This window comes from Streptomyces sp. RGM 3693 (assembly GCF_050471125.1).
Classification (GTDB): domain Bacteria; phylum Actinomycetota; class Actinomycetes; order Streptomycetales; family Streptomycetaceae; genus Streptomyces.
In genome coordinates this window covers 321,896-347,657 of sequence record NZ_JBMPPQ010000001.1, presented here as the reverse complement: position 1 = coordinate 347,657, position 25,762 = coordinate 321,896, and the positions used below count along the sequence as shown (strand labels likewise).

General features: G+C 70.1%; 20 protein-coding genes. 6 read left to right on the top strand and 14 right to left on the bottom strand.

Annotated features, from left to right (window positions below):
- Positions 1 to 50 precede the first annotated feature (50 nt).
- The 4 genes from ACO0M4_RS01590 to ACO0M4_RS01575 all read right to left on the bottom strand — a co-directional run bounded on the left by ACO0M4_RS01590 (position 51) and on the right by ACO0M4_RS01575 (position 4,472).
- Positions 51 to 2,378 carry a hypothetical protein gene (locus tag ACO0M4_RS01590; RefSeq protein WP_430367707.1) on the bottom strand — a complete coding sequence of 776 codons (2,328 nt, stop codon included), beginning with the start codon at positions 2,376 to 2,378 and terminating at the stop codon, positions 51 to 53.
- A 215-nt stretch (positions 2,379 to 2,593) separates the two neighbouring features.
- Positions 2,594 to 3,151, bottom strand: coding sequence for a DUF6113 family protein (locus tag ACO0M4_RS01585; protein ID WP_430367706.1), 558 nt, complete (start codon positions 3,149 to 3,151; stop codon positions 2,594 to 2,596).
- On the bottom strand, positions 3,148 to 4,167 hold the full coding sequence (mshB, locus tag ACO0M4_RS01580; RefSeq protein WP_430367705.1) for an N-acetyl-1-D-myo-inositol-2-amino-2-deoxy-alpha-D-glucopyranoside deacetylase: 1,020 nt from the start codon (positions 4,165 to 4,167) through the stop codon (positions 3,148 to 3,150). The genes ACO0M4_RS01585 and mshB overlap by 4 nt, the downstream gene beginning before the upstream one ends.
- Positions 4,168 to 4,277: 110 nt before the next feature.
- Positions 4,278 to 4,472: a hypothetical protein gene (locus ACO0M4_RS01575; RefSeq protein ID WP_016572735.1), complete on the bottom strand. Its 195-nt coding sequence runs from the start codon at positions 4,470 to 4,472 to the stop codon at positions 4,278 to 4,280.
- A gap of 233 nt (positions 4,473 to 4,705) precedes the next feature.
- On the opposite strand from ACO0M4_RS01575, the gene ACO0M4_RS01570 reads away from it, so the two are divergent.
- On the top strand, positions 4,706 to 6,868 hold the full coding sequence (locus tag ACO0M4_RS01570) for a prolyl oligopeptidase family serine peptidase (RefSeq protein WP_430367704.1): 2,163 nt from the start codon (positions 4,706 to 4,708) through the stop codon (positions 6,866 to 6,868).
- Positions 6,869 to 6,890: 22 nt separating this feature from the next.
- Here the strand turns inward: ACO0M4_RS01570 and ACO0M4_RS01565 are convergent, their stop codons facing one another.
- Both ACO0M4_RS01565 and ACO0M4_RS01560 read right to left on the bottom strand, forming a co-directional pair.
- A complete protein-coding gene (locus ACO0M4_RS01565; protein WP_430367703.1) occupies positions 6,891 to 7,064 on the bottom strand; it encodes a hypothetical protein in 174 nt (57 codons plus the stop codon).
- 32 nt (positions 7,065 to 7,096) lie between these two features.
- On the bottom strand, positions 7,097 to 7,540 hold the full coding sequence (locus tag ACO0M4_RS01560; RefSeq protein ID WP_430367702.1) for a hypothetical protein: 444 nt from the start codon (positions 7,538 to 7,540) through the stop codon (positions 7,097 to 7,099).
- A 488-nt stretch (positions 7,541 to 8,028) separates the two neighbouring features.
- Here ACO0M4_RS01560 and ACO0M4_RS01555 point away from each other — a divergent pair, with 488 nt between their 5' ends.
- The 5 genes from ACO0M4_RS01555 to ACO0M4_RS01535 all read left to right on the top strand — a co-directional run bounded on the left by ACO0M4_RS01555 (position 8,029) and on the right by ACO0M4_RS01535 (position 14,295).
- Positions 8,029 to 9,063, top strand: coding sequence for an ABC transporter permease (locus ACO0M4_RS01555; protein ID WP_430367701.1), 1,035 nt, complete (start codon positions 8,029 to 8,031; stop codon positions 9,061 to 9,063).
- Positions 9,064 to 9,167: 104 nt separating this feature from the next.
- Complete coding sequence (locus tag ACO0M4_RS01550) at positions 9,168 to 10,967, top strand: ABC transporter substrate-binding protein (protein ID WP_430367700.1); 1,800 nt, start codon at positions 9,168 to 9,170, stop codon at positions 10,965 to 10,967.
- A 116-nt stretch (positions 10,968 to 11,083) separates the two neighbouring features.
- Positions 11,084 to 12,055, top strand: a complete 972-nt coding sequence (locus ACO0M4_RS01545) for an ABC transporter permease (protein ID WP_430367699.1) — start codon at positions 11,084 to 11,086, stop codon at positions 12,053 to 12,055.
- Positions 12,056 to 12,066: 11 nt separating this feature from the next.
- Positions 12,067 to 13,134, top strand: a complete 1,068-nt coding sequence (locus ACO0M4_RS01540) for an ABC transporter ATP-binding protein (protein ID WP_430367698.1) — start codon at positions 12,067 to 12,069, stop codon at positions 13,132 to 13,134.
- 12 nt (positions 13,135 to 13,146) lie between these two features.
- Complete coding sequence (locus ACO0M4_RS01535; protein ID WP_430367697.1) at positions 13,147 to 14,295, top strand: ABC transporter ATP-binding protein; 1,149 nt, start codon at positions 13,147 to 13,149, stop codon at positions 14,293 to 14,295.
- A gap of 227 nt (positions 14,296 to 14,522) precedes the next feature.
- On the opposite strand, the gene ACO0M4_RS01530 is transcribed toward ACO0M4_RS01535, so the two are convergent.
- The 8 genes from ACO0M4_RS01530 to ACO0M4_RS01495 form a co-directional block, all read right to left on the bottom strand.
- Positions 14,523 to 14,996 carry a hypothetical protein gene (locus ACO0M4_RS01530; RefSeq protein WP_430367696.1) on the bottom strand — a complete coding sequence of 158 codons (474 nt, stop codon included), beginning with the start codon at positions 14,994 to 14,996 and terminating at the stop codon, positions 14,523 to 14,525.
- Between the two features lie 381 nt (positions 14,997 to 15,377).
- On the bottom strand, positions 15,378 to 16,412 hold the full coding sequence (locus tag ACO0M4_RS01525) for an ABC transporter ATP-binding protein (RefSeq protein WP_430367695.1): 1,035 nt from the start codon (positions 16,410 to 16,412) through the stop codon (positions 15,378 to 15,380).
- Complete coding sequence (locus tag ACO0M4_RS01520; protein ID WP_430367694.1) at positions 16,399 to 17,409, bottom strand: ABC transporter ATP-binding protein; 1,011 nt, start codon at positions 17,407 to 17,409, stop codon at positions 16,399 to 16,401. Before ACO0M4_RS01520 ends, ACO0M4_RS01525 begins: the two co-directional genes overlap by 14 nt.
- Positions 17,410 to 17,420: 11 nt before the next feature.
- Positions 17,421 to 18,404, bottom strand: a complete 984-nt coding sequence (locus tag ACO0M4_RS01515) for an ABC transporter permease (protein ID WP_430367693.1) — start codon at positions 18,402 to 18,404, stop codon at positions 17,421 to 17,423.
- A complete protein-coding gene (locus ACO0M4_RS01510; RefSeq protein WP_430367692.1) occupies positions 18,397 to 19,320 on the bottom strand; it encodes an ABC transporter permease in 924 nt (307 codons plus the stop codon). Before ACO0M4_RS01510 ends, ACO0M4_RS01515 begins: the two co-directional genes overlap by 8 nt.
- A gap of 20 nt (positions 19,321 to 19,340) precedes the next feature.
- A complete protein-coding gene (locus tag ACO0M4_RS01505; protein WP_430367691.1) occupies positions 19,341 to 20,963 on the bottom strand; it encodes a peptide ABC transporter substrate-binding protein in 1,623 nt (540 codons plus the stop codon).
- 217 nt (positions 20,964 to 21,180) lie between these two features.
- Positions 21,181 to 23,097, bottom strand: a complete 1,917-nt coding sequence (typA, locus tag ACO0M4_RS01500) for a translational GTPase TypA (protein WP_430367690.1) — start codon at positions 23,095 to 23,097, stop codon at positions 21,181 to 21,183.
- Between the two features lie 184 nt (positions 23,098 to 23,281).
- Positions 23,282 to 25,645, bottom strand: a complete 2,364-nt coding sequence (locus ACO0M4_RS01495; protein ID WP_430367689.1) for an ABC transporter family substrate-binding protein — start codon at positions 25,643 to 25,645, stop codon at positions 23,282 to 23,284.
- Between the last annotated feature and the right edge of the window lie 117 nt (positions 25,646 to 25,762).

The following is a 25,762-nucleotide window of genomic DNA, read 5'->3' as shown; positions in this document are numbered from 1 at the left end:
GCCTCTGACCTGTGCTTTCCGCAGTGTACGGCGGCGGGGAGCTGTGCGTGTCAGCTGCCGTTGACCGCGATGGTCTGGACGCGCTCGGCGGGGGTCGTGCCGACCAGCGCCTTGCCCACCGCGCTGGCCACCTCCTCGACGCTGACCGGGTGCTTGCTGCCGTCGCCCTTGGTCACCATGACGCCGTCGAAGGTGGTGCCGTAGAGCTCCTTGAGGGCCGGCCGGTCGTAGTAGGGCACCAGCTCGCCGTCGATGACCTTGAAGGACAGGAACTTCGGGATGGACTTCTGCGGGCTGAAGGAGACCGCGTGCTGGGCGTCCGTCCGGATCGTGACCAGCCCGGACATCGCCGGCTCGGCGAACTGCTTGAGCGCCTTGTCCACCGCGGCCTTGCTGACCTTGGGCTGCTGGGTGGTGGCAGCGAGCACCACGGGGGTGTCGCCGCCGGTGCTGACGCGGTTGAGGTACGCCTCGGCGATCTTGCTCTCGGAGGCGGCGACGTCGATCGCCTTGTGGGGCGCACCGTAGTGCGGCACGGCCTTGCCGTTCTCGAACGTGATCCCGCCGTCCGCCGCGGCGTCCGCAGGCCCGGTCACGCCCTGCAGCGCGACCCCCAGCTTCTCCTTGTCGGTGATCACCGCCGGCTGGGCGGTGCGCTTGACGCCGAAGAGCGAGCCGATGACGGAGATCGGGTTGTAGTCCCGACCGGCCGCGTTGCGGACCGTCGCCTGGAGGTCGACGTCCAGCCCCGCCCGGGCGGGCAGCAGGGTCTCGGGCTTCCCGTCGACCGTGATCTTGAGCGGTGCGGTGCGGCGGTCCTTGAGACCGGCCTCCAGCTTCTTGACCGCCTCGTCCTTGGAACTGCCGCCGATCTCCACACCGAGCGCGGTGGTGTTGTTGGGGACGTCGGCGTGGTCGAGCAGCAGCCCGGCACCGTAGGCGACGCCCGCCAGCACGACGACCGCGACGCCGGCGAGCACCAGCTTGCTGCGGCCCTTCTTGGGCGGGTTGATCGGCTCGGGGATCTTGGGCCGCGGCTTGGCGGCCGCGCCCTCCTCGTCACCACTGGACGCCCCGGTGAACGGGGTGGCGGCCGTCGGGCCGCCCTTCCCGGGCACCTTGGGGATCCCGCTGACGAGGGTGTCGCCGGACATCCGGCCGCCCGGGCCGCCGCTCTTCGGGCCGGACCCGGCACCCTTGCCCTTCCGGCCACCGGTCAGGCCGCCCGGAATGCCGCCGGTGACGCCGAGGCCACCACCGGGCCCGGCGGGCGGTGCCGGGGGCTGCGGGGTGAGCTCGGCGGTGTCGTCGCTCAGCCGGCCCGCGGCGCTCTTGCCGGCACTCGGGTCGCTGAAGCCGGGCGGGAGGTCGAAAGCCGAATCACCGCGCGCCGGGCCGGTCGTCGGGCCGCTGGGGCCCGTGCCGCCTGCCGGGGCGTCGAACGGGTTGCGGTCGCGGTCGGGCTTCGCCGGCGCGTCGAATGGCGAACCGCCGCGCGAGCCACCGTCGAACGGGGACGCCGCACCGCGCGGACCACCGTCGAACGGGGAGGGACCGGTCAACGGGTCGCCGCCGAGGGGGTCGACACCCAAGGGGTCGCCGCCGAGCGGGTCACTGCCCAAGGGGTCGCCGCCCAGGGGGTCACTACCCAGGGACTTGCCGCCCAGCGAATCGCTACCCAGCGGGTCGCCACCCAGCGGACCACCGTCGAGCGGGTTGCCGCCCAGCGGGTCGCTGTCGTAGGGCGAAACGCTCCGCCCGCGGCCGCCGTCGAAGGGCGCGCCGCCGCTCTGCGGGGCCGGCCCGGAGGCTGCCGGGGCGGCGTCCGAGAAGTACGGGAGGTCCGGGCGCTGCGGGGCCGTGCCGCCCGTCGCACCGGGCTCCGCCGGCGCCGGGGAGGTGTCGGCGGCCGGCGGATTCCCGCCGGTCTGGGCCTGCGGCTTGCGCGGCGCGAACCAGTCGCTGGTCGTCTTCTCCTTCGGGATGGCGGGCGCCTCGCCCGCCATCGCCTCCGGCCGCGGCGTCTCCGCCGTGCGTTCGACGGCCCGCTCGCCGCCGAAGGCCGGACCGGGCGTCCCCATGGAGCCGGACGAGCCGGCGGAACCGCCGGGTGCAGCCGATGCGTTCATGCCGGACTCCTCACCGACGGGCTTGCGCACGACGACCGGCGGGATGGGGCGGGACCCCGGAATGTTGATCTTGATCCGCGTCGTCAGCGTGGTCTCGGTTTTGGGCTCCTCCGGCCGGTCCGCGGCTCCGGTTCCCGGCGCCTCGCCGGCCTCTCCCCTGGGCGAACCGTAGGGCGGTGTCCCCGACGGGTACACGGCTCCGCCACGGCCCCGGGGGCCGGAGGACGAACTGTCAGATTCACGACTCAAAGCAGGTTCTCCCGGTTGGCTCCGCCGCTCGTCAGAGATATTCCCCGGCCTCAGGCCGGCAGGTGCCCCCAGGGCGGCGCGGCGGCGCGCACCACCATACTGGCCGCCGCCGGCCGACACCCTGGGTGCGCGGGAACACCGCCCCGCCGGCCGTAGCTCCGCCATCACGGCCGGCACCCCGGGAACCCGCGGCATCCGTCCCGGTATGAGCCACGTCATCCGCCAACTCGGCCCCGGGGCACGCCGGCAGCGCGCAGCTGGTTCCCGGTGGCACAGATCACAGCGATCACGATGCCGCCCAGCAGGAAGGCGTACGAGCCGAGCCCCGGCCCGAACAGGAAGTCGCCTTCCGGTCGGACGTCGCTGAGCAGCAGGAACACCGTCACCAACCAAGCGGCGCCGGGCACCAGAACCCCGCCCGCGGTGCCGGTGGCCCGGGCGCCCCCGTAGAACAGACCGCCGAGACCGGCCAGGGCCAGCAGCAACCCGCCCGGGAACCACGCCGCTTGGAGGAGCGTTCCGGCCAACGCGACCAGAACGGCCACGACCAACAGCAGGACGTACAGGCCCACCCGGCCCGGCGTCAGCGGTGCGCCCGGTGCAGGCCGGCCCGCCGGCGGCGCGGAGTTGCCGCCGGCCGCCGCGGCCTGGCCGCCGCCGGACGCCCGGGTCCGCCGGTTCCGGTCCGCATCGGCGCCGCCGTTCCGGGCGCCGCCCTTGCCCTTGGCCCCGCCGCCCTTGGGCGTGGCCGCACCACCGTTGGACGTCGTCATTCCGCCGCCTCCTGCCTGCGGGCACGTTCCTCCGTGCCCGTCGAACCGGCCGACTCCCCGACGCCGGCGAAGAGATCGTCCTCACGTTGCCCGTCGGCCGCGCCGGGCGTCCCGTGCACCAGCTGGTAGTGCTCGGTGCCAAACAGCGGCTGCCCCAGGTCATTGGAGAGCGCGAAGAACGCCCCGTCGACCACGATCTGGGTCACATGTGCGCGCATCGCCGCGGTCTTCGCGTCCGCGTACCCGCCCGCACCGGCGATCGTCGTGGTGACCGTGTCGTCCGGAACCACGCCCGGGACGTCGTCCACCGCCGCCACCCCGGAGAAGCCGTGACCGGCCGCGCGCACCGCGGCGAGGCCCGCCTCGACCTCCGAGCGGGGGTTGCAGTTCCAGTAAATCTTTTCGATCGCATACGCGCCGCCGAGATCCGGGCGGAAGTCCGCCCGCGCGGCCAGCTCCGCGGCCCGCACGGCAACGCGGTGGGCCTGGATGTGATCGGGGTGGCCGTATCCGCCATTCGGGTCATAGGTGACCAGGACCTGGGGGCGGACCTCGCGGATGACGGCCACCAGGTGGGCCGCCGCCTCGTCGACGGGGGCCTGCCAGAAGGAGCCCGACCGGTCGTTCTGGGGCGCGCCCATCATCCCGGAGTCCCGGTAGCGGCCGGGGCCGCCGAGGAAGCGGTGGTCGGTGATTCCGAGGGCGGCCATCGCCGCGGCCAGCTCATGGACGCGGTACGGCCCCAGGGTGTCGTCACGGTCCGGCGTCAGGTGGGCGAGCGCGGGCGGGATGACCTCGCCCTCCTCGCCTCGGGTGCAGGTCACCAGCGTGACCAGCGCGCCTTCGGCCGCGTACTTCGCCATGGTGGCGCCGTTGTTGATCGACTCGTCGTCCGGGTGCGCGTGCACCAGGAGGAGACGGCGGGCGGGGAGGTCACGGCGCCGCGCTGGGGGTCCCCCCGGACGAAGCCTGGGGGAGTCTTCGCCCGCGGCGGCCGGGGCAGGGTGGGACGTCATGCAGACAGCCTACGAGCCGCCCCTCGCGCCCTCCGCAGCCGATCGGGGCGGCCGCCCGGGCACTGCGCGAGAGGGCGGTGCGGGGGCGGCTCCGGCCGACCGGGGTGCGATCAGAACTTGATGCCGCCGAGCATCCCCGCGACATTGGTCGTCAGGGTCTTGATCGTCGGAGCGATGGACGAGCTGGCCAGATAGAAGCCCAGCAGCATGCAGACGAATGCATGTACCGCCTTCAGTCCGGACTTCTTGATCAGCAAGAAGACGATGATCGCCAGCAGCACAACCGCCGAAATCGAGAGTGCCACGGCGGCTCACCTCCAAGTAGTCACGGTCCGGACAGAGTTGACGGTACGTGAGCCGACGGGGCGACGCCACGTACCCGGGTATGCCAAGGGCTCTTTACCCCGTACCCGCCACGCGCAAGGGATCATAACTTTCCGTCCTTGCGCATAAGTCGGTGCACCGGAGCACGGCGGGGGCGCACGCCGTTTTCCACAGTCCCGCGCCGACGCGCGGCTCCCGCCGTAGGCTCGGCGGCATGACCGGACAGCTGCCCTTTCCCCGGCAATACGCGCGCACCCAGCGCTTCACGCTCGGCACCCCGCGCGACTTCGCCCTCGCCCCCGACGGCACCCGCGCCGTCTTCCTCCGATCCCGTACCGGCACCGACCGCAGCCAGCAGCTCTGGGTCCTCGACCTGGACGGTGGACGAGAGTTCACCGCCGCGGATCCGCACGCCCTGTTGGCCGGCGCGGACGAGGAGCTCCCCCCGGAGGAGCGGGCGCGTCGCGAGCGCAGCCGGGAGGGGTCGGCGGGCATCGTCGGCTACGCGGTGGACGCCGCCGTGGAGTTGGCCGCCTTCGCGCTGTCGGGGCGGTTGTTCGTCTCGGAGCTGCGTGCCGGCACCACCCGTGAACTCCCCGCGGCGGGTCCGGTGGTGGACCCGCGTCCGGCCCCGGACGGGCGCCATGTGGCGTATGTGGCCAACGGTGCGCTGCGGGTCGTCGCGGCGGACGGCGGCGGGAGCGGAGGTGCCGCGGGCGCGGACCGGGTGCTGGCGGAGCCCGACGGCCCCGATGTCACCTGGGGGCTGGCCGAGTTCATCGCGGCCGAGGAGATGGACCGCCACCGGGGCTACTGGTGGTCACCGGAGAGCGACCGGGTGCTGGCCGCGCGGGTCGACGACGCGCCGGTGACCCGCTGGTGGATCGCCGACCCGGCGCACCCGGACCGGGAGCCCGCGCGGGTGCCGTATCCGGTGGCCGGCAGCGCCAACGCCGAGGTCACGCTGGCGCTGTTCGGCCTGGACGGCTCCCGGACGGACGTCCGATGGGACACCGAGCGCTACCCCTATCTGGCCCGCGTCCACTGGTCGGCGGCCGGCCCGCCGCTCCTCCTGGTCCAGACCCGGGACCAGCGCGCCCAGCGCTATCTGAAGGTCGACACGGAGACCGGCGCGACCGCGCTGGTGCACGAGGACCAGGACGACGTGTGGGTCGAGCCGTTCCCGGGGGCGCCGGCCTGGACGCCGGACGGACGGCTGGTGCGGATCGCCGACGAGGGCGGCGCCCGGAAGCTGTTCGTCGGCGACCGGCCGCTGACCGGGGAGCCGCTGCACGTGCGGGCCGTGTTGGACATCGGCGAGGACGACGTCCTGTTCTCGGCGAGCGGCACGGACATGCACGACATCGGGGTCTACCGGGCGTGGTTCCGCGGCAGCGGCGACCAGGGCGGTTGGGAGCGGGTCGGCGAACGGCCGTACCCGACGGTCTCCTCGGCGGTGCGCGGCGGGGCGCTGACGGTCCTGACCCAGGCGTCGCTGGAGCAGCCGGGCGCCCGGTCGGAGGTGGTGCGGCTGGATCCGGACGGCGGCGAGAAGGTGCTGGCGGTCATCGGCTCGCATGCCGAGACGCCGGGTCTCACCGCCCGCCCGCAGCTGGTGCTCGCCGGCGAGCGCCGGATCCCGTGCGCGGTGCTGCTGCCCACCGACTACCAGGAGGGCGACGGTCCGCTGCCGGTACTGCTCGACCCCTACGGCGGTCCGCACGGCCAGCGGGTGGTCGCCGCGCACAACGCCCATCTGACCTCCCAGTGGTTCGCCGACCAGGGCTTCGCGGTGATCGTGGCGGACGGCCGGGGCACCCCGGGCCGGTCCCCCGCATGGGAGAAGGCGGTCTCCCGGCAGATCGGGCCGATGGCCCTGGAGGACCAGGTGCACGCCCTGGAGGCGCTGGCCGATTCCTTCCCCTTGGACCTGGGACGGGTGGCGATCCGCGGATGGTCGTTCGGCGGCTATCTGGCGGGACTGGCCGCCCTGCGCCGGCCGGACGTCTTCCACGCCGCGGTGGTGGGGGCGCCGGTGACCGATCTGCGGCTGTACGACACCCACTATCAGGAGCGGTATCTCGGCCACCCCGACGAGGAACCAGCGGTCTACGCCATTAATTCCCTGGTGACGGACGAGGGGCTGTCGGGGGCAGTCGCACCGCACCGCCCGATGTTGATCGTGCACGGCCTGGCCGACGACAACGTGGTGGTGGCGCACTCCCTGCGGCTCTCCTCGGCGCTGCTGGCCGCGGGGCGGCCGCACGAGGTGCTGCCACTGTCGGGGGTGACGCACATGGCGTCCCAGGAGCAGGTGGCGGAGAACCTCCTGCTGCTCCAGGTGGACTTCCTCAAGCGGTCGTTGGGGATCGGCTGAGGGCCGGGCGCCGTCCGCCGGCTCACCAGCCGGGGGGCGCCGAGGGCGGCGGCGGGGCGTGCCGTGGGCGCGCCGCGTCCGGCCCGTTGCCGTACGCCACGGGCCGGCGTTCGCCAGCGGGGGCGTCCGGTGCGCCGGGCAGGGCCGCGGCGAGCAGGCCGCCGAGACCGGCTAGGGCCACCAACGTCGCGGCCACGAGAGGGAGTTGAGCGGCGCCCCGGAGCCCGATCAGGTGCCCGAACGCGCCGCTGCGGCCGGCGACGGCGAGCCGGGCGCCGCCATGGCCGAGCAGCGGGTGGCCTGCGCACCGGCCGTGAGCGTCCCGTCCGGTCCCGGCGGCCGGTCCGCGGTCCACAGGAGCGGCAGCCGCAGCAGTGCGGTGGCGGCCGCCAGGGACAGCAGTGCGCCCAGTGCCGGCGCGCCCCCGCGCCGGACGGCCAGGGCGGCCGCGAGCCCACCCACGGCCAACACCGGGTCGTATACGGAGGCCGCGCGACGCGCCGTCACCCCGGGTGCCGCCCCGAGCGACCCCGTCCGCACCTCGACCGGTCGCCCGAGGACGACCAGGTCCCGGACGAGCCAGGCCGCGCCGGTCGCAGCGAGCAGCAGGCAGGCCGTGAGGGCGGCGCGGCGTGCACCGCTGGTGAGATGGCGCGACCGCACTGTGGACACGAGCCGTCCCCCGTCCGTCTCGGTGCCCCACGGCGTACACAGCACCCCCGCATTCGTGAAGGCGCTACCGAAGGTCTACTCCAATCTCGGCCCGCGGACAACAGACACGGAGGGACCGGGGCGCGAAACACCCACAAAACGGCGGTCGGTCGGGGCGCCACCGGCGTCCCCGACCGACCTACGGCACCCGCACGGCCGTACGGTGTTCATCATGGCGCGTCCGTATATCGGTGATGCGACAGTCAAGTTGCCTTCACGTTAAAGCGTTTAGAGGCGATATGTCCTTCATGTCGTACACGACAACACGGTGTCAAGCACGCCTTGGCGACGATCTGCGCAATCTTCGCTCAAGAAGCGGACGACCTGTGCACGAGCACACCGTATGCCCTTGACTCCGCCGTAAATCACTTGCGAAAGTCGCGCTCATCCAGCGGTGCGACCGGTGCCGCTTCACGTTCCAAGAGAACTCGGCGCGGGGGCACTTCGCGATGACTAGTCCATCCCAGACCGCGGCAGGCAAGTCCGATACCCCGGGACTTGCATCCAAGGGTCTGAAGAAGGAAAAGAAGGGCAAGGGCGGTGAGCTCGTCGGCCGTTCCCCCGGGCAGTTGATGTGGGCGCGCTTCAAGCGCGACCGCAGCGGCGTGATCTGCGCGATCGTCGTGCTCGCCTTCTTCCTCATCGCGGCACTGGCCCCGGTGATCGCCTCGATCTACGGTAAGAATCCGTACACGCTGTACGGCAGCGATAACCCCAATCTGCTGGACGAGTTCAGCTACCCGGCAGGGCCCAACGGCGGGATTTCCGGCGACTTCTGGTTCGGCATCGAGCCGGGCCTCGGCCGCGATCTGTTCACCAACCTGCTGTACGGCATGCGGACCTCGCTCGGCATCTCGCTCGCGGTCACCATCCTGGTGGTCATCACCGGCACCATCATCGGTATTACGGCGGGCTACCTGGGCGGCAGGACCGACTACTGGGTCGGCCGTCTGATCGACTTCCTGCTCGCCTTCCCCAGCCAGCTGACGTTCGTGGCGTTCATGCCCGCGGTGATCGCGGTCTTCGTGGCGCCGGGTGACGAGACCCCCACCTACATCCGCGTGATCGCGCTGGTCCTCGTGCAGTGGGCGCTGGGTTGGATGGGTCTGGCCCGTCTGCTGCGCGGACAGGTGATGTCCCTACGGGAGAGGGACTTCGTCGAGGCCGCAAGGATCACCGGCGCCTCCCCCTGGCGGATCATCACCAAGGAGCTGCTGCCCAACGTGGTGACCCCGATCCTCGTGCAAAGCACCTACATGCTCCCGCTGTTCGTGACGGCGGAGGCCGGCCTGTCCTTCATGGGCGTCGGCATCGTGGACCCGACCCCCGACTGGGGCCGACTGTTCAAGACGGCCGGACAGATCTACGAGAACGACCCGACCTTCCTTCTCTTCCCCGGCGCCGCGATGGTGATCTTCGTGCTCTGCTTCAACCTGCTCGGGGACTCGGTGCGGGATGCCTTCGACCCCAAGTCCGGGCGCTGATCGCCCTCTTGACGGGGGCAGCTGTCACCCCCGCGCCGGTGGCGCACCGGATGCGTCAGACAGCACATCGGGACAACGACTGACAGGCAGGTGCTTGGATCCTCATGAAGACACTCTCCACGCGTAGAACTCGCGCGGTGATCGTGGCCCTGGCGGCCGGTTCGCTCGCGCTCACCGGTTGCAGCGGCGGCGGCCGCACGGGTAAGGACAACGCGCAGACCGACAAGGACGCGGCCACCCAGTCCAAGGTGGTACCGCTCGGCACCGCGGCGCAGTCCAACGGCCCCGCGGCCGCGGTTGCGGGCGCGCAGAACGGTGGCACCATCACCGTCTACCAGCGGGACAGCTACAACCACCTGGACCCGGCCCAGATGTACGTCAGCGACGTGGGCGACCTGGCCAAGTTGATCTTCCGTGGCCTGACCACGTACACGCAGGACGACAAGGGCAACAAGACTCTCGTCGGTGACCTCGCCACCGACGCGGGCAAGATGTCCGACGGCGGCAAGACCTGGACGTACACGCTCAAGGACGGCGTCAAGTTCGAGGACGGCAACCCGATCACCTCGAAGGACATCCGGCACTCCATCGAGCGGATGTACGCGCCGTTCATCACCGAGGGTCCGACCTACATCCAGCAGTGGTTGTCGGGCGACGGCACGACCTACCGCAAGGCGCTGCCGGACGGTCCGTACAAGGGCGACCACCTGCCCAAGTCCGTCCTGGACACGCCGGACGACAAGACCATCGTCTTCCACTTCAAGGCGCCGCAGACGCAGCTTCCCTACGCGCTGGCGATGGCGGGCTACAGCGTCGTCCCGGACAGTGCCAAGGACACCAAGGACAGCTACGACATCGCGCCGGTCACCAGCGGTCCGTACAAGATCGCGTCGTTCAAGTCCGGCAAGTCCATGGCCCTGGTGAAGAACCCCAACTGGGACGGCAAGACCGACCCGGCGCGCCACCAGTACGTCGACGGCTACAACATCTCCTTCAACCACCAGTTCTCCGACTCCACCAAGCGGCTGATGGCCGACCAGGGCGCCGACAAGACCGCCATCAGCTTCACCAACGCCGTGGAGCCGACGCTCACGAAGCAGGTGCTGAGCGACGCCAGCGCCAGCAAGCGCCTGGTGCAGGGCTACCAGCCCTACGTCTGGCAGCTGAACATGAACATGGACCGCATCAAGGACAAGCGGATCCGTGACGCGATCACCTACGCGATGCCGAGCCAGCAGGTCGTCCGGATCGAGGGCGGCAGCTACGGCGGTGAGGTCGCCGGCGGTCTGCTCTCCCCGACCGTCGCGGGCTACGAGAAGGGCTACGACCCCTACGGCAAGCTGAAGAAGCCCAACGGCGACCCGGAGAAGGCCAAGCAGCTCCTGAAGGAAGCCGGCAAGGTGGGCATGAAGCTCGTCTACGCCTACGCCAACACCGAGATCCGGCAGAAGGAGTCGGTCGCCATCGCCGACGGCCTGACCAAGGCCGGCTTCAACGTGCAGAAGAAGGAGGTCGACTCCTCCTCCTGGTACCAGCAGATGGGCAAGGTCGACAACGGCTTCGACGTCTACCTGACCGGCTGGGGCCAGGACTGGCCGGACGCCTCCACAGTGATCCCGCCGTCCTACGACGGCCGCATCATCGCGGACGGCGCCTCCAACTACTCGCACGTCCGTGACCCGAAGATCAGCCAGGAGATCGACCGCATCAGGCAGATCCCGGACGTGCAGAAGCAGACCGCGGAGTGGCAGAAGCTCCACCACTACATCGTGGAGAAGGTCAACCCGGCCGCCCCGGTCTTCTTCGTCAAGTCGCTCCAGCTGTACGGCTCGAAGATCGGCGGTATCCGGTACAACTCGGACACCAACTACCTCGACGTGAACACGCTGTTCATCAAGAAGTAGGCAGTACACAGCCGAAGGCATTCCGGAGTGCGCGCGCAAGGCGGGGCGCGCACTCCGGGGCCTTCCCGCCACCCCTCACCCCACTGCAGCCGCCGTCCTGAGAGCAGCGAACTGTCATGTTTCCCTTCCTCCTTCGCCGGACGATCGGCGCGGTCGTCATCCTCGTTCTGCTAAGCGCCTTCACCTTCTTCGTCTTCTTCTCCGTGGGCGATCCCGCGCTGATGGCCTGCGGCAAGAACTGCACGGCCGACAACGTCGCGCTGATCCACAAGAACCTGGGGCTGGACCAGCCCGTGCCGGTCCAGTACTGGCACTTCCTCGTCGGGATCTTCGCCGGCCGGGACTTCACCCTCGGCCGCTGCGACGCCCCCTGCTTCGGCTACTCCTTCGCCACCAAGCAGGACGTCTGGTCCACGATGATGGACCGGCTGCCGCTCACCGCGTCGCTGGCCTTCGGCGGTGCCGTGGCCTTCCTGGTGATCGGCCTGGGCGCCGGCCTGCTCGCGGCCTGGAAGCGCGGCACGCTGCTGGACAAGGCAGTCACCGGTGTTTCGATGGTCCTCAGCTCGGTGCAGATCTACATCCTCGGCCCGGTCGTGCTGGGTATCTTCGTCTACAGCGGCATCATGGCCGCGCCCGCGTACGTGAACCTCACCAGCGATCCGGTCGGCTGGTTCATGGGCCTGCTGATCCCGTGGCTGGTGATGGCGACGATCTTCACCGCGCAGTACACCCGTATGGCGCGCTCGACGATGATCGAGCAGCTCCAGGAGGAGCACGTCCGGACCGCCAAGGCCAAGGGCATGCCGGCGCGTTACGTCTTCCTGCGGTACGCCTGGCGCGGTTCGCTGATCCCGATCGTGACCATCCTCGGCGTGGACCTGGGATCGCTGTTCGGCGGCGCGATGATCACCGAGTTCACCTTCCAGCTGGCGGGACTCGGCCGGCTCGCGGTCGACTCGGTCACCACCCTGGACCTGCCCATGGTGATGGGCGTGATGATCTTCAGCGCCGCCCTGATCCTGGTCTTCAACATCATCGTGGATGCGGCGTACGCGTTCATCGACCCGCGCGTGCGCCTGTCCTAGGAGAACCTGACGTGACCACACCCACCAAGACCGAGGAGACACCGGTCCCGAACGGATCCGGTACCGATTCCTTCCTCTCCGTCCGCGACCTGCATGTCCGGTTCTCCACCGAGGACGGCATCGTCAAGGCGGTCGACGGCCTCTCCTTCGACCTGGAGCGCGGCCAGACCCTGGGCATCGTCGGTGAGTCGGGCTCCGGCAAGTCCGTCACCAACCTCGCCGTGCTGGGGCTGCACAACCCCAAGTCCACCGAGATCACCGGTGAGATCCACCTGGAGGGCCAGGAGCTCACCGGCGCCAAGGAGAAGACCCTGGAGAAGCTCCGGGGCAACAAGATGGCGATGATCTTCCAGGACGCGCTGACCGCCCTGTCGCCGTACTACACCGTCGGCCGGCAGATCGCCGAGCCGTTCATCAAGCACACCGGCGCCAGCAAGCGCGAGGGCCGGCAGCGCGCGATCGAGATGCTCACCAAGGTCGGCATCCCGCAGCCCAACCTTCGGGTGGATGACTACCCGCACCAGTTCTCCGGCGGTATGCGGCAGCGCGCCATGATCGCCATGGCGCTGGTCTGCAACCCGCAGCTGCTGATCGCCGACGAGCCGACCACCGCCCTGGACGTCACCGTCCAGGCGCAGATCCTGGACCTCCTCAAGGACCTCCAGCAGGAGTTCGGCTCCGCCATCATCCTGATCACCCACGACCTCGGCGTGGTCGCCAACACCGCCGACGACCTGCTGGTGATGTACGCCGGCCGGGCGGTGGAGCGCGGCTCGGTCAAGGAGATCCTCACCGAGCCCCGGCACCCGTACACCTGGGGCCTGCTCAGCTCGATGCCGCGGCTCTCCTCGGACGTCAACGAGGAGCTGCACCCGATCCCGGGCTCCCCGCCGAGCCTGCTCAACCCGCCGTCGGGCTGCGCCTTCAACCCGCGCTGCGTCTTCACCGCGGAGGTCGACGGCGGCCGTTGCACCGCCGAGCGCCCGCCGTTGGCGCTGGGCCGGGCCGCCGCCTGTCACCTCACCGCCGAGCAGAAGCAGACCTTCTTCACCGAGCAGATCAAGCCCCGGCTGGGCTAGGGAGCTACCACCATGGCCAAGAACGACACCCTGCCCACGCCCGGAGCCACCGCGGCGACCCGGGGCGAGCCCCTGCTCACCGCTGAGGGACTGACCAAGCACTTCCCGATCTACGGCGGCTTCCCGTTCAAGCGGAAGGTCGGCGCCGTCCAGGCGGTCGACGGGGTGGACCTGACCGTCCACGCCGGCGAGAGCTTCGGTCTGGTCGGCGAGTCCGGTTGCGGAAAGTCGACCACCGGCCGGCTGCTGACCCGGCTGATGGAGCCGACCGCCGGCAAGGTCACCTACGCGGGTCAGGACATCACGCACGCCAACCGCAAGCAGTTGGCGCCGTTCCGCTCCGAGATCCAGATGATCTTCCAGGACCCGTACGCCTCGCTGAACCCGCGGCAGACGGTCGGCACGATCATCGGCGGCCCGATGGAGATCAACGGGATCAACCCGCCGGGCGGCCGGGAGAAGAAGATCCGGGAGCTCCTGGAGACCGTGGGGCTCAACCCCGAGCACTACAACCGCTTCCCGCACGAGTTCTCCGGCGGCCAGCGGCAGCGCATCGGCGTGGCCCGCGCGCTCGCCCTGAACCCGAAGCTGATCATCGCGGACGAACCAGTCTCCGCCCTGGACGTCTCCATCCAGGCGCAGGTGGTCAACCTGCTTCAGGAACTCCAGCGCGAGATGGGTATCGCGTTCGTCTTCATCGCCCACGACCTGGCGGTCGTCCGGCACTTCAGCGAGCGGGTCGCGGTGATGTACCTCGGCAAGATCGTCGAGGTGGGTACCCGCGACGAGATCTACAACCGGCCGCGCCACCCGTACACCCACGCCCTGCTCTCGGCCGTACCGGAGCCGAAGCTGCTGGAGGAGGGCGAGGAGGAGCGCGAGCGGATCAGGCTCGCCGGTGACGTCCCCTCCCCCGTCAACCCGCCGTCCGGCTGCCGCTTCCGCACCCGCTGCTGGAAGGCGCAGGAGAAGTGCGCGACGGAGGAGCCGCCGCTGGTGCAGCTCGGCGGCAGCGAAGCCGGACATCTGACGGCCTGCCACTTCCCGGAGGAGCCGACGACCGCGTCCCGCGGTGAGGACATCATCCTGGACCCGGCACTGGCGGCGATCGAGGAGACTGCCGGCGACCAGGGCGACAGAGCAGGGCGGACAGAGAGCTGATCCGGATCCGGCCCGCTGAACTGCACGCGTACCGCAGGTCAGCGGGCTACCCTTTAGGGCACTCCTCGTCAATGTGACAACCCGTAGACGAAGATGGACGACACGGACGAGCACATCGCGAATCGAACATGTCGCGCGCGGACGCCGCAAGAGCACTGCCTCAATAAGCCGGGGCCCACCTTCATGGAAGGTGGGCCCCGGCTTATTGCATCGCGAACGGGTCCCGACTAGCCGTAGACGGCCATCCACCAACTCTGGCTATTGCGGCCTGGAGTGCAGACCACGCCGCCCCCCGAAATCTTCAGGTAGCAGCCGGCAGTTATGTTTCCGTACATGGCCTTCTCCCTGTCATGGAGGGAGCTCACAGACCAGCTCGAAGACCATCCGGGGAAGTCCGAGACATTAACGTAGACGTCCCCGCCGCCTCCCTTCTTAGCCAGCAAGGAGGGGCCCATCGACGCGCTACCAGCCGCAGAAATAATCTGGTTGTTGTAATTCGCCCAGCGCTGCTGCGGAACTTCGATGTTACAAGCCGCAGCGGTCACAGGGTGGCCAACTCCATTGAAGACGAGACATTTTCCAGTCGCGACATTCTTGATGTTGAACCCCCGGACAGGCTCGGCAGATGCCGACGTCGTACCGAGGATCGCCACCCCTGCCACAGCCAGCCCGGCAACGGTCATTCCGAATTTACGCTTCACACTTCCCCCTCACTTTACTTTCCTGATTGACACCGACAGGCCAGCTCGTCCGCAACCCACCGCGATGGACGACCGGTACCCTGCCCCTTTGAAGCGGTCACTCTCATAGGGAGTGTCACGCCGATCGCTTTCCCGTAGCGGCCGACTCGACCATTAAACACCAACTCGATCTCTCGCACCCATGAACTTAACGCCTGTTTATCGCTCAACTTCCGAGAATCCGCGTATCACATCGGCCTTACACCGATAGCGTGTGATATCCGAAATCGATGCAATTACCCCTAACGCCCTAACAGCGTAAATAGCAGCTCCGACCACGGCTACAGTCTCGTGTCGTGAAGTCAGTACGAGCCTGTTCCCGAGCCAGGCTCGGGCCGCGCCCTACTCGCTCGGCACCACCCGTCGCTCCTCCGCGAAGTGACAGGCCGAGGCGTGCCGCGCCGGGCCCTCGGTGTCCTGGAACGCCGCCGGGACCGCCAGTGGGGGCTCGACCCGCGCGCACAGCTCCTGCGCCTTCCAGCAGCGGGTGCGGAAGTGGCACCCGGACGGCGGGTCGGCCGGGGACGGGACGTCACCGCTCAGCAGGATGCGTTCGCGGTGCGCCCGGGCGTCGGGGTCGGGCACCGGGACGGCGGAGAGCAGCGCCTGGGTGTACGGGTGGGTGGGGTGGTCGTAGATCTGCTCGCCGGTGCCGAGTTCGGCGATCCTGCCGAGGTACATCACCGCGACCCGGTCGGAGAGGTGGCGGACGACGGACAGGTCGTGCGCGATGAAGACGTAGGAGAGCCCGAAGTCGTCCTGGAGTTGGGCCAGCAGGTTGACGACCTGGGCCTGGACGGAGACGTCGAGGGCGGAGACCGGCTCGTCCGCGACGATGATCTCCGGGCGGAGGGCCAGGCCGCGGGCGATCCCGATGCGCTGGCGCTGGCCGCCGGAGAACTGGTGCGGATAGCGGTTGATGAACTCGGGGTTGAGCCCGACGACTTCCAGGAGCTCCTGGACCCGGCGCCGGCGGTCCCCCTTGGGCGCCACCTCGGGGTGGATCTCGTAGGGCTCGCCGATGATGTCGCCGACCGTCATCCGGGGGTTCAGCGAGGTGTAGGGGTCCTGGAACACCATCTGGATGTTGCGGCGGACGGCCTTCATGGCGCGCCCGGACAGGTGGGTGATGTCCTCGCCGCGGTACCGGATGTGCCCGGCCGTCGGCCGCTCCAGCCCGACCAGCATTCTGGCGACGGTCGACTTGCCGCAGCCGGACTCCCCCACGATGCCGAGGGTTTCGCCCTGCCGCAGCTCGAAGGAGACCCCGTCGACCGCCTTGACCGCGCCCACCTGCTTCTTGACCAGCACGCCCCGGGTGAGCGGGAAGTGCTTGACCAGGTCGCGGACTTCGAGGAGCGGTTCACCGGGCGCCATTGAGGGTCTCCTTCCAGAAGTGGCAGGCGCTGGCCCGGCCCGGTCCGGCGTCGTAGAGCGGCGGGCGGTCGGTGCGGCAGATGTCGCGGGCCAGTGGGCAGCGGGGGTGGAAGGCGCAGCCCGGCGGGACGGCGGTGAGGTTCGGCGGCAGGCCCTTGATCGCGTGGAGCTCCTGACCCTTGTGTCCCAGGCGGGGCACGGACTCCAGCAGGCCGCGGGTGTACGGGTGCGCGGGCGCCTTGTAGAGCTGGTGGACGGAGGCGGTCTCGACGACCCGGCCCGCGTACATCACCGCGATGGTGTCGGCGACGTCGGCGACCACACCCAGGTCGTGGGTGATCAGGATCAGGCCCATCCGGTACTCCCGGCGCAGCTCCGCCAGGAGGTCCATGACCTGGGCCTGGACCGTGACGTCCAGGGCGGTGGTCGGTTCGTCCGCGATGATCAGGTCCGGCTCCAGGGCGAGCGCCATGGCGATCATGATGCGTTGGCGCATCCCGCCGGAGAACTGGTGCGGGTAGTCCCCGACCCGCGCCCGGGCCGCCGGGATGCCGACCCGTTCCATCAGTGCCACGGCCTTGGCGCGGGCGTCCTTGCGGGACGCCCCGGTGTGCACCCGGAACATCTCGCCGAGTTGGGCGCCGACGCTGAGTACCGGGTTCAGGGCGGAGAGCGCGTCCTGGAAGATCATCGCCATCTTGGTGCCGCGGATCTTCCGGCGCTCCTCCTTGCCCAGGGTGAGCAGATCGCGTCCCTGGAAGAGGATCCGGCCGCCGGTGACGTAGCCCGGCGGGGTGTCGAGGATGCCCATTACGGCCTGGGCGGTGACGGACTTGCCGGAGCCGGATTCGCCGAGCACCGCCAGCGTCTGGCCGGCCGCCACGGTGTAGCTGACGCCGTTGACGGCCTTGGCCACCCCGTCCCGGGTGCGGAACTCCACCCGGAGGTCCTGGACGTCGAGCAGCGGCTCGGCCGGGGGTGCGTCGTCGTTGGTCATCTGACGCCTCCTCAGCGCAGCTTGGGGTCGAGGGCGTCGCGCACCGCGTCGCCGAGCATGATGAACGCCAGCACCGTGATGCTGAGCGCGCCCGCGGGCCAGAGCAGCATGTGGGGCGCGTTGCGGATGTGGGTGGAGGCGGCGGAGATGTCGATGCCCCAGGAGACGGTGGGTGGTTTGAGGCCCGCGCCGAGGTAGGACAGGGTGGCCTCCAGGGCGATGTAGGTGCCCAGGGCGATGGTGGCCACGACGATGACGGGGGCGATGGCGTTGGGCGCGATGTGCCGTAGCAGCATCCGCCCGTTGCCGGCGCCCAGCGCGCGGGCGGCCTGGACGTAGTCGTTCTGTTTGGCGGTGACGACCGAGCCGCGGGCGATCCGGGAGATCTGCGGCCAGCCGAGCAGCACGATGAAGCCGACCACCGGCCAGACGGTGGTGCTGGTGACCACGGACAGGAAGACCAGCCCGCCGAGCAGCACCGGGATGCCGAAGAAGATGTCGGCGAGCCGGGAGAGCAGGGTGTCCCACCAGCCGCCGAAGAAGCCGGCCAGGCCGCCGAGCAGGCTGCCCAGGAGGGCGGCGCCGGCGGTGGCGCAGGTGCCGACGGTGATGGAGGCGCGGGCGCCGTAGACGACCCGGGTGTAGACGTCCCGGCCCTGGGTGTCGTAGCCGAAGGGGTGGCCGGGCGCGGCGCCCTGTTGGGCCTTGGCCAGGTCGGCGCGGTACGGGTTGCCGGTGGCGATCAGTTGCGGCCACAGGGCGATGACCACCAGGAAGACGATGACCAGCGCGGAGACCACGAAGACCGGGTTGCGGCGCAGGTCGTGCCAGGCGTCGCTCCACAGGCTGCGGGGCTTGCCGGTGGGTTCGCCGCCCGGGGGCGGGGGTCCGGCGCCGGGGGCGCGGGCCAGGGATTCGGCCTCGCCGATGGCGAGCGCGGCGGTGCCGCCGTCGCCGTGGCCGATGGCTTCCTGGGGGACGTGCGGCTCACTCATAGCGGATCCTCGGGTCGAGGACGGCGTACAGCAGGTCGACCAGCAGGTTGGCGATCAGGAAGACCAGCACCAGGATCGTCACGAAGCCCACCACGGTCGGCGAGTTCTGCCGGAGGATGCCCTGGTAGAGCTGGTATCCGACGCCGTGGATGTTGAAGATCCGCTCGGTGACGATGGCGCCGCCCATCAGTGCGCCGATGTCGGTGCCGATGAAGGTGACCACCGGGATCAGGGAGTTGCGCAGCAGGTGGCGGGTGATGACCCGGTGGCGGGGCAGCCCCTTGGCGATGGCGGTGCGGACGTAGTCGGCGCGGGCGTTCTCGGCGATCGAGGTCCGGGTCAGCCGGGTGACGTAGGCGAGCGAGACCAGCGCCAACACCAGTCCGGGCAGCAGTAGTTGACCTAGTGGCGCCTCGATGGCGACGGTCGGCGCGGCCCATTCCCACTTCACGCCGAAGACGAACTGGAGCAGGTAGCCGCTGACGAAGGTCGGTACGGAGACCACGACGAGGGTCAGGACCAGCACGGTGGTGTCGATGCCCCGGCCGCGCCGCAGTCCGCTGAACACCCCCAGTGCGACGCCCACCACCATCTCGATGACGATCGCGACCACGGTGAGCCGGAGGGTGACGGGGAAGGCCGAGCCCATCAGTGCGGTGACCGGCTGGCCGTTGAAGGCGGTGCCGAAGTTCCCCTGGAAGATCTGGCCCATGTAGTGCGGGTACTGCTTCCACAGCGGTTGGTCGAGGTAGAGGTCGTGGCGGATCTGCGCCGCGGTGGCGGGGTCCGGCGCCCGGTCGCCGAACATCGCGGCGACCGGATCGCCCAGTGCGTAGACCATGAGGAAGATCAGAAAGGTGCTGCCGATGAACACCGGGATCATCTGGAGCAGCCGCCGGATCACATAACGTCCCATGAGCGCGCCTGCCTCCGCGGTCAGCCGACCGTGATCTTGTTGTAGACCGGAACGCTGAACGGATTGAGCCGCACATTGCTGATCCGGTCCGAATAGCCGCCGCTGCCGTTCTGGTACCACAGCGGAATGGACGGCATCTCACGGGCGAGGATCCGCTCCGCGTCCTGGAATTTCGCCACCGCCTGCCGGGTGTCCGGGGCGGCGTTCGCCTGGTTGACGAGTTTGTCGAATTCGGGGTTGCTGAATTTTCCGTCGTTGGAGGAGGCGTTGGTGTAGTACAGCGGCTGGAGGAAGTTCTGGATCAGCGGGTAGTCCATCTGCCAGCCGGCCCGGAACGGCCCGGTCAGCTGCTTGGCGCTGATCTTGTTGCGGAAATCCGCGAAGGTGCCGACGGGATTCCCCACGCACGCCTTGTCGTTCCCCAGCGTCTTGTTGATGCTGTTGCAGATCGCGTCGACCCAGTCCTTGTGCGAGCCGGTGTCGGCGTTGTACGTGATCGTCATCCGGCCGCCGGGGATTCCGCCGCCGTCCTTGATGAGCTGCCGGGCCTTGGCCGGGTCGAAGACGCAGGCGTCGCCGCAGACCCCCGCCTGGTAGCCGCCCTTGACCCCCAGGACCGGTGAGGTCCAGTCGGTGGCCGGGGTGCGGGTGTTCTGGAAGATCTCCTTGGTGATCTGGTGCCGGTCGATCGCCATCGACAGGCCGCGCCGCACCCGCTCCGTCCCGGGCTTTCCCCAGTGCGGGTCGTACATGGGGAAGGTGAGGGTCTGGATGATGCCGGCCGGCTGGTTGAGGTAGCGGTTGCCGAGGTCGGAGCGGACGTTCTTCAGCTGGGCGGCCGGAATGTCGTCCACCAGGTCCAGGTTCCCGGCCTGGAGGTCGGTGTAGGCGGTGTCGTTGTCGGTGTACACCCGCAGGTCGATCCCGCCGTTCTGCGCCCCGTCGGAACCCGGGTACCTCTTCCACTTCCGCATCTTCAGCACGCTGCCCTTGGTGTACGAATCCACCAGGTACGGGCCGTTGCCGATCGGCCTCTTCAGCCAGCCGGCGTGGTCGCGGAAGAACGTCTGGGGCAGCGGCATGAACGCCGAATAACCCAGGGTGTCCGGCCAGCTGGCGAATTTCTGGTTCAGCGTGACGGTGAAGGTGTGGTCGTCCTTCACCTGGAGTCCGGAGAGGGTTTTCGCGGTGGGTGAGCCCTGGTCCGGGTGCACCTTGTCGAAGCCGTCGATGTATTGGAAGAAGGGCGCGTTCTTCTGCTTGTTGTCCAGCAGTGCGCCGTAATTCCAGGCGTCCACGAAGGACTTGGCGGTGACCCTCTCGCCGTTGCTGAAGGTCCAGCCGCGCTTGAGGGTCACGGTGTAGTGCCGCGCGTCCGTGGACTCGATCTTCTCGGCCAGGACGTTCTCCGCGGCGCCCGTCCCGGGGTTGTAGCGCTTGAGGCCGCGCAGCAGCATCTCCAGGACCTTGCCGCCCTGCACCTCGTTGGTGTTGGCCGGCTCCAGCGGATTCTGCGGGTCTCCCCAGGAGGCGCTGACCACGGCGGAGCCGCCCGGCCCGGCGGTGCCGCCCCCGCATCCGGTGGCCCCGAGGGCCGCGGCCCCCAGGCAGCCGGCCCACTTCGCGCGCACGGCTCCGCGCATGGCGCCTCCTTTAGGGTCCGGACTCCGGGTCACGCGCAGTCACAGGGACCACGCGTAGCCCACATCAGAGCCCAAACCGGGGCATAGCGCATCCCGGCACCGGCCGCCACTGCTCCGAACCCCCGGGAAACCCCTCGGATGACCGACGCCGTACGGGCATACGGCGGCGCCCCGCCGGACCGTGTCCGACGGGGCGCCAGGAAGAGCCGTGGTGGCGTCAGCCGTGCTTGGCGCGCGAGGCGCTGCGGCCGCGCTCCTTCTGGTCCAGGACGACCTTGCGGATGCGGACGGCCTCCGGGGTGACCTCGACGCACTCGTCGTCGCGGCAGAACTCCAGCGACTGCTCCAGGGAGAGCTTGCGCGGCGGCACGATCGCCTCGAAGGAGTCGGCCGAGGAGGAGCGCATGTTGGTGAGCTTCTTCTCCTTGGTGATGTTCACGTCCATGTCGTCGGAGCGCGAGTTCTCGCCGACGATCATGCCCTCGTACACCTCGGTGCCGGGGTCGGTGAACAGCACACCGCGCTCCTGGAGGTTGGTCATCGCGAAGGCGGTGACCGCGCCCGAGCGGTCGGCGACCAGCGAGCCGTTGTTACGGGTCGTCAGGGTGCCGAACCACGGCTCGTGGCCCTCGTGGATGGAGTGCGCGATACCGGTGCCGCGGGTGTTGGTCAGGAACTCCGTGCGGAAGCCGATCAGACCGCGGGAGGGGACGACGAACTCCATGCGGACCCAGCCCGAGCCGTGGTTGGACATGTTGTCCATACGGCCCTTGCGGACACCCATGAGCTGGGTGACGGCGCCCATGTGCTCCTCGGGCACGTCGATGGTCATGCGCTCGACGGGCTCGTAGGTCTTGCCGTCGACCTCCTTGGTGACGACCTGCGGCTTGCCGATCGTCATCTCGAAGCCCTCACGGCGCATCTGCTCGACCAGGATGGCCAGCGCCAGCTCACCGCGGCCCTGCACCTCCCAGGCGTCGGGGCGCTCGGTGTCCAGGACGCGCAGCGAGACGTTACCGATCAGCTCGCGGTCCAGGCGGTCCTTGACCTGGCGGGCGGTGACCTTGCGGTCCTTGACCGCGGCCTTGGCGCTCGCGCCCTTGCCCGTGCCACCACGGCCGACCAGCGGCGAGGTGTTGGTACCGATGGTCATGGAGATCGCCGGCTCGTCGACCGTGATCAGCGGCAGCGCGATCGGGTTCTCCGGGTCGGCCAGCGTCTCGCCGATCATGATGTCGGGGATACCGGCGACCGCACAGATGTCACCCGGGCCGGCCTTCTCGGCGGGCTTGCGGGTGAGCGCCTCGGTCATCATCAGCTCGGTGATGCGGACGTTGGCGATGCTGCCGTCACGCTTGATCCACGCGACGGTCTGGCCCTTGCGCAGCTCGCCCTGCTCGACGCGGAGCAGCGCGATACGGCCGAGGAAGTTGTCGGCGTCGAGGTTGGTGACGTGCGCCTGGAGCGGCGCCTCCTCCTCGTACGTCGGGGCCGGGACGTGCGCCAGGATGGTGGAGAAGAACGGCTCTAGGTTGGTGCTGTCCGCCGGGACGGTGCCGTCCTCCGGCTTGGTCAGCGAGGCGATGCCGTCACGGCCGCAGGCGTAGACGATCGGGAACTCGATCTGGTCCTCGTCCGCGTCCAGGTCGAGGAACAGGTCGTAGGTCTCGTTGACGACCTCGTCGATCCGGGAGTCCGGGCGGTCGGTCTTGTTGATGCACAGGATGACCGGCATCCGGGCCTGGAGGGCCTTGCGGAGCACGAAGCGGGTCTGCGGCAGCGGGCCCTCGGAGGCGTCGACCAGCAGTACGACGGCGTCCACCATCGACAGACCGCGCTCGACCTCGCCACCGAAGTCGGCGTGGCCGGGGGTGTCGATGATGTTGATCGTGATGGGCTCCCCGCCGTCCTTGGGGTGATACTTCACCGCCGTGTTCTTGGCGAGGATCGTGATGCCCTTCTCACGCTCCAGATCGTTCGAGTCCATCATGCGGTCGTCGAGGGACTCGGCGGCGTGCGCGGCGAACGCGCCCGCCTGCTTGAGCATGGCGTCGACGATGGTCGTCTTGCCGTGGTCGACGTGGGCGACGATGGCGACGTTGCGGATGTCGTGACGTGTGGCGGACACGGCCATAGTGCGGCGCTTCTCCCGGAATCGTGGATGGCGGCGCGTACGGTCCGGTACGCGCGCCCGCCGGGCACAACTACGCCACGGCCTCACCCCATGGTACGGGGCTGCGGCGACAACGGCCGCCTCAGCCCGTACGCAGCACCTCTGACCTGCGGTTTCTTACCGAAGATTAGCTCTGGCGTGGCCTTTACTTCGTGTAACCGATGTCTTGGAAGCGGGGAGTGGCGAAGCCGAACGCGCCGATGTTGGCGAGCGTCTTCCGGGTGGCCACCAGTTCCGGCCGCTGGTACAGCGGGATCGACCCGGCGGCCGCCCAGATGCGGGCGTCGGCCTGCTCGACCAGGGTGTACGCGGCGTCCCCGTCCAGCTCCGAGGCGGCCTGGTCGAAGAGCTGGTCGATGTGGTCGGTGCCGACCCGGGTGTAGTTCTGCTCGACGGTCAGCGAGCCGTCCGGGGCCGGCTGCGGCTTGGCGAAGATCGGGCGGGCGTCGGTCGCCGGGAAGGCGGTGCCGGGCCAGGAGTACAGCGCCAGGTCGAAGTCTCCGGAGGCGATGTGGTCCTGGAAGTAGCTGGCGTCCGGGACCCGCTGGACGGTGGTCTGCACCCCGATCCGGTTCAGCATCCCGGCGATCCGCCGGCCCACGGTGCGCAGCTGCTCCGAGCCGGGCCCGTCGGGGAGGACGAAGCGCAGCGCCAGCGGCCGACCGTCCTTCTTCATCACCGGTGCCCGGCCGGGCGCCCGGCCGGCGGCCGCCGCCGGGGAGTGCCCGGTGCCGGCCGGCAGGGCGGGGAAGCGGCCGGCGCCGGCCCGCAGGGCGGCGTGACCGGCCGCGGCCCCCGGCAGGTGCGGGGCCTGCCCGGTCTCGATCCGCTCGGCGGCACCCAGCGCCTGCGCGGCCCGTTTCTTGTACCGCCGGTACTTCGCGTACGCCGAGGACCCGGTGTCCCCGGCGGCCGCCGCCTTCTGCTCGGCGGCCTCGGACTTGTAGAGCGCCGCGCTCTGCCGCAGCAGGGCGGCCTGCTGGACCTCGGAGCCGACCGCGCCGGCGAAGGACAGCGGCGCCTCGGCGGCGGCCGGGCGGGCGTCGTCCCGGTCCGCGGCCGCGCCGGGCCGGTGCAGGTTGCGGCCGTCGGCCCCGGCGTCGCCGGACCGGCCGACGGAGGTGCCGTCGCCGGGCCCGTCCGCGCCGGGGTCCGCGGCGTACCCGTCGCCGTCGTCGGCCCGGTCCGGCGTGACCGCGCGGCCGGCGCCGGCCTGCTCCTCCTCCGCCGGCTGCGGCACGGCCGGGCCGGCCAGCTTCCAGCCGGCGTCGGCGAGCAGCTTCTTGGCCGCCCCCGAGTCCGTGTCGCCGAGCGCGTCGCTGTGGTCCTCGTAGCCGTGCTGCCCGGCCATCAGCAGGTGGTTGCCGAGCGGTTTGGCGGGCAGGTCCAGCGGCTTGAGGACGGTGTCGGCCAGCGCCTGCCGGTCGATGGCGCGGGCCACCGCGCGGCGCACCCGCTGGTCGGCGAGCGGCCCGGCGCTGCCGTTGAGGGCGAGCTGGGTGTAGGCGGGCTCCAGGGCCTTGCGGAGGACGTAGCCGCGCAGCGCGGACTTCCGGGCGGCGGCGCCCTTGGCGGGCGCGCCCTCGGCCTTGGCGTCCACGCCCTTGGCGGTGGCCGGCGCGGCGGCCTGGGCGACCTGCTTGGCGGCGCCCTGGTCGACCGCGGCGACGTCGACCGATCCGGCGGCCAGCGCCGCGGACCGCTTGTCCCGGGGCAGCGCGGTCAGCACCAGCCGGTCGAGCTTGGCCCGGTCGCCCCACCAGGTGGGGTTGCGGACGAGGGTGACGGTGCCGCGGTCGGCGTCCCGCTTCTGCACCAGGAACGGGCCCGCCCCGACCGGGAGTTTCTCCCGCGCCGCGTCGTTGAAGGCGTTGGCCTCCCCCATCACGCTCTTGGGGTAGAGCGGGGTGAAGAGCGACTGCCAGTCGGCGTACGGGCGGGCGAAGGTGACCTTGACCTGGTGCGGTTTGGCGCCCGCCTCGACCTTGGCGATCCGGTCGTAGCCGGCGTTGCGGGCCGTCCAGTACGCGTTGTCCTTGCCGCGCAGCGCGTTCCACTGGGCGAGGAAGTCCGCGGCGGTGATCGACCGGCCGTCGCTCCAGCGCGCCTTGGGGTTGAGCTGGTAGGTGACGACCTGTCGGGGCTCGCGGGCGCTGACGTCGGCGGCGGCGAGGTAGTCGGCGTTGCGCTGCGGCCGGCCGCTCGCGTCGAGGGTGAACAGGCTGGGCAGGACGGCTCCGGTGACCCGGGTGGTGGCCGCGTCGGCGTCGCTCTGGAAGGCGTTGAAGGTCCTGGGCAGCGTGTCGGTCGCCCAGCGGACCGTGCCACCGTCCCTGACCGCCCCGCGCGGGGCCGGCGCGATGTCCTGGGACTGGGCGACGGAGGGCGCGGTGTCACCCTGGCTACAACCGGCCAGGACCGGCAGCGGAAGCAGCACCCCCACCGCGACGAGCGCGGCACAGCGGCGCCTCCGGCACACCGCGCCGCCCGAGCTGACGTGGTCGGTCATGACTGTTCCCTCCGGCTCGCCCGCGCCGCGCCGAGCCGCAGTAACACGTCCGGCCGACTTTGCGGCTCATCACATCTATGCACTCCCTACTGAAGGTGACCGTCCGCTTCGGGGTGG

Coding starts and splice junctions, on each gene's coding strand:
- ACO0M4_RS01585 (WP_430367706.1), bottom strand. CDS start 3,151: ATGACGACGTCCAACGGTGGTGCGGCCACGCCCAAGGGCGGCGGGGCC.
- mshB (WP_430367705.1), bottom strand. CDS start 4,167: ATGACGTCCCACCCTGCCCCGGCCGCCGCGGGCGAAGACTCCCCCAGG.
- ACO0M4_RS01570 (WP_430367704.1), top strand. CDS start 4,706: ATGACCGGACAGCTGCCCTTTCCCCGGCAATACGCGCGCACCCAGCGC.
- ACO0M4_RS01555 (WP_430367701.1), top strand. CDS start 8,029: ATGACTAGTCCATCCCAGACCGCGGCAGGCAAGTCCGATACCCCGGGA.
- ACO0M4_RS01550 (WP_430367700.1), top strand. CDS start 9,168: ATGAAGACACTCTCCACGCGTAGAACTCGCGCGGTGATCGTGGCCCTG.
- ACO0M4_RS01545 (WP_430367699.1), top strand. CDS start 11,084: ATGTTTCCCTTCCTCCTTCGCCGGACGATCGGCGCGGTCGTCATCCTC.
- ACO0M4_RS01535 (WP_430367697.1), top strand. CDS start 13,147: ATGGCCAAGAACGACACCCTGCCCACGCCCGGAGCCACCGCGGCGACC.
- ACO0M4_RS01525 (WP_430367695.1), bottom strand. CDS start 16,412: ATGGCGCCCGGTGAACCGCTCCTCGAAGTCCGCGACCTGGTCAAGCAC.
- ACO0M4_RS01520 (WP_430367694.1), bottom strand. CDS start 17,409: ATGACCAACGACGACGCACCCCCGGCCGAGCCGCTGCTCGACGTCCAG.
- ACO0M4_RS01515 (WP_430367693.1), bottom strand. CDS start 18,404: ATGAGTGAGCCGCACGTCCCCCAGGAAGCCATCGGCCACGGCGACGGC.
- ACO0M4_RS01510 (WP_430367692.1), bottom strand. CDS start 19,320: ATGGGACGTTATGTGATCCGGCGGCTGCTCCAGATGATCCCGGTGTTC.
- ACO0M4_RS01505 (WP_430367691.1), bottom strand. CDS start 20,963: ATGCGCGGAGCCGTGCGCGCGAAGTGGGCCGGCTGCCTGGGGGCCGCG.
- typA (WP_430367690.1), bottom strand. CDS start 23,097: ATGGCCGTGTCCGCCACACGTCACGACATCCGCAACGTCGCCATCGTC.
- ACO0M4_RS01495 (WP_430367689.1), bottom strand. CDS start 25,645: ATGACCGACCACGTCAGCTCGGGCGGCGCGGTGTGCCGGAGGCGCCGC.